A 2907-nucleotide genomic window follows, 5' to 3' on the forward strand; every position below is an offset into this window, starting at 1 on the left:
CCCGCGCCGTGGGCGTGGCGGTCTTCGACGCGGCGGCCGGCGCCACCTCCTCGAAGGCCGTCACGTGCGCGGCGACCTGCGTGCGCAGCGGTCGCAGCCGGTTCGCCAGCCCGGGATGCGCGGCCAGCACGGCGTCGTACCGCTCCAGCAGCCCACGGCTGTCCCGGGCCGCACCCGCGCGGGCGGCAGCGGCGGCCGACGGGTCGTCGCCGCCGGAGTCCGGACCGGCCGAGCAGCCCGCGAGCAGGGCGGCGCCGGCGGCCGAGGCCAGCAGGGATCTTCTGCGCGGCCCCGAGCGGGCGCGCGGCGGTGGGGAATACGGCACTGCAGACGTCCTCGGGAACTCGTACGGAGGGAACGGCGAAGGCGGCACAGCCGGCGGGCGGCACGCCCGTGATCACCGTACCCGCGCGTCCCTCGCGCACCACTCACCGGCACCGCCCGGCCATGGGTGGACGGCAACAGCCTCCGCGACCGGATACCCTTTGACCGGACACGCGACCCATCCCACAACAGCAGACGCGGCCGAGGAGTCACCCGGATGAGCACCACCCAGAGCGAGAGGCTGCGAGAGCTGCTGGAACCGCTCGTCACCTCCCAGGGGCTGGATCTCGAAGAGATCGCCGTGGACTCGGTAGGACGCAAGAGGGTGCTGCGGGTGGTCGTCGACTCCGACACCGGGGCGGACCTGGACGCCATCGCCGATGTGAGCCGCGCGCTCTCGGCGAAGCTCGACGAGACCGACGCGATGGGTGACGCGGCCTACGACCTGGAGGTCGGCACCCCCGGCGCCGAGCGCGCCCTCACCGAGCACCGCCACTACGTGCGTGCCACCGACCGGCTCGTGAAGTTCCAGCTGACCGAGGGCGGCGAGCTGACCGCCCGGATCCTGCGGGTCGACGAGGACGGTCTCGACGTCGAGGTCCCCGGGGTCAAGGGCCGCAAGGCCACCACCCGCAGGCTCGGATTCCCGGAGATCGACCGGGCGCGCGTGCAGGTCGAGTTCAACCGCAAGGACAAGAAGGACATGAAGGAAGAGGAGGAGGCGTAGCCGTGGACATCGACATGAGCGCCCTGCGGGGCTTGGTCAGGGAGAAGGAGATCTCCTTCGACCTGCTGGTCGAGGCGATCGAGTCGGCCCTCCTCATCGCCTACCACCGCACCGAGGGAAGCCGCCGTCACGCGCGCGTGGAGCTGAACCGGCAGACCGGTCACGTGACCGTGTGGGCGAAGGAGGACCCGGAGGACGTCGAGGAGGGCCAGGAGGTCCGCGAGTTCGACGACACCCCGTCCGGCTTCGGCCGTATCGCCGCCACCACCGCCAAGCAGGTGATCCTGCAGCGGCTGCGCGACGCCGAGGACGACGCGACGCTCGGCGAGTACGCCGGCCGTGAGGGCGACATCGTCACCGGCGTGGTCCAGCAGGGCCGCGACCCGAAGAACGTGCTCGTGGACATCGGCAAGCTGGAGGCCATCCTGCCGGTGCAGGAGCAGGTGCCCGGCGAGACCTATCCGCACGGCATGCGGCTGCGGTCGTACGTCGTCCGGGTCGCCAAGGGCGTCCGCGGCCCCTCCGTGACCCTCTCGCGTACGCACCCCAACCTGGTGAAGAAGCTCTTCGCCCTCGAGGTGCCGGAGATCGCCGACGGCTCGGTGGAGATCGCGGCCATCGCACGTGAGGCCGGTCACCGCACGAAGATCGCCGTACGGTCCACCCGTTCGGGTCTGAACGCCAAGGGCGCCTGCATCGGTCCGATGGGCGGCCGGGTGCGCAACGTGATGGGCGAACTGAACGGCGAGAAGATCGACATCGTCGACTGGTCGGACGACCCGGCGGAGATGGTCGCGAACGCCCTGTCACCCGCTCGGGTGAGCAAGGTGGAGGTCGTCGACATGGCCGCCCGCTCCGCACGGGTGACGGTGCCGGACTACCAGCTGTCGCTGGCGATCGGCAAGGAGGGCCAGAACGCCCGCCTCGCGGCCCGCCTGACCGGCTGGCGGATCGACATCCGGCCCGACACCGAGCAGGCCGGGGAATAGATCCAAGCCGAACGTCGCTGAGATCACGACAACGACCGTTCGATTCTTGCCCCGAAGGGGTGAGGTCGCTACGGGGAGGTAGACTTAACCGTGTCTGGCCGGACGCACACCCGAGCATGCCCTGAACGCACCTGTGTGGGGTGTCGGGAGCGGGCGGCCAAGAACGATCTCCTGCGGATCGTGAAGATGGAGGACGCATGCGTCCCCGATCCTCGCGGTACGCTGCCCGGCCGGGGTGCTTATGTGCACCCCGCTCCGGTCTGTCTCGACCAGGCGGTACGCCGCCGGGCGTTCTCGCGGGCACTGCGCGTCCCGGGAGCGCTCGACACAAAGGCGTTGCGCCGATACGTCGAGCAGACGACAGTTGCCGAGCAGGCAACACCGTAAGACGTGTCGTACGGAACCCCGTGCGGCTTGGTACCTCGCGAGTCGAAAGCAGGTCGAGATTGCGATGAGCACTCGATGAGTACGCGATGAGTACGCCCATGAACTAGCGACGGTCCGGCTTCAACCCGGACCTCAAAGGAGCGAAGTGGCTAAGGTCCGGGTCTACGAACTCGCCAAGGAGTTCGGTGTCGAGAGCAAGGTCGTCATGGCCAAGCTCCAGGAACTCGGTGAATTCGTCCGTTCGGCGTCTTCGACCATCGAAGCGCCGGTTGTACGTAAGCTGACCGACGCCTTCCAGGGCGGTGGCAACGGCAAGTCCGCCGGTAAGCCCGCCCCGCGCAAGGCTGCCCCCAAGCCCGCCGCGCCCTCTCCGGCGCAGGCGGCCCGTCCGGCTGCTCCCAAGCCGCCGACGGCCCCCAAGCCCGCGACGGCGCCCGCTGCCCAGCAGCCCGCCGCCGCGCCGGCGCAGCCCACCACCCC

Annotated in this window: 4 protein-coding genes and 1 pseudogene; 4 read left to right on the forward strand and 1 reads right to left on the reverse strand. The window is 70.2% G+C overall.

Annotated features, from left to right (window positions below; genetic code table 11):
* A pseudogene (locus GT045_RS38890) lies at positions 1-325 on the reverse strand (hypothetical protein); the annotation flags it as partial.
* Positions 326-541: 216 nt separating this feature from the next.
* Here GT045_RS38890 and rimP point away from each other — a divergent pair.
* The 4 genes from rimP to GT045_RS13365 form a co-directional block, all read left to right on the forward strand.
* Entirely contained in the window at positions 542-1051 is a 510-nt protein-coding gene (gene rimP, locus GT045_RS13350; RefSeq protein WP_161334296.1) for a ribosome maturation factor RimP, read from the forward strand.
* A gap of 2 nt (positions 1052-1053) precedes the next feature.
* Positions 1054-2040, forward strand: a complete 987-nt coding sequence (nusA, locus tag GT045_RS13355; protein WP_161297697.1) for a transcription termination factor NusA — start codon at positions 1054-1056, stop codon at positions 2038-2040.
* Positions 2041-2130: 90 nt separating this feature from the next.
* A complete protein-coding gene (locus tag GT045_RS13360; RefSeq protein WP_161297696.1) occupies positions 2131-2427 on the forward strand; it encodes a YlxR family protein in 297 nt (98 codons plus the stop codon).
* Positions 2428-2572: 145 nt separating this feature from the next.
* On the forward strand, positions 2573-2907 hold a 335-nt coding region (locus GT045_RS13365; RefSeq protein ID WP_345942636.1), incomplete at its 3' end, for a translation initiation factor IF-2 N-terminal domain-containing protein.

Origin of the sequence: Streptomyces sp. SID486 (assembly GCF_009865385.1) — a bacterium.
Classification (GTDB): domain Bacteria; phylum Actinomycetota; class Actinomycetes; order Streptomycetales; family Streptomycetaceae; genus Streptomyces.

Excerpts from the sequence above, each read along its gene's own strand:
- rimP (WP_161334296.1), top strand. The coding sequence starts at position 542 with ATGAGCACCACCCAGAGCGAGAGGCTGCGAGAGCTGCTGGAACCGCTC.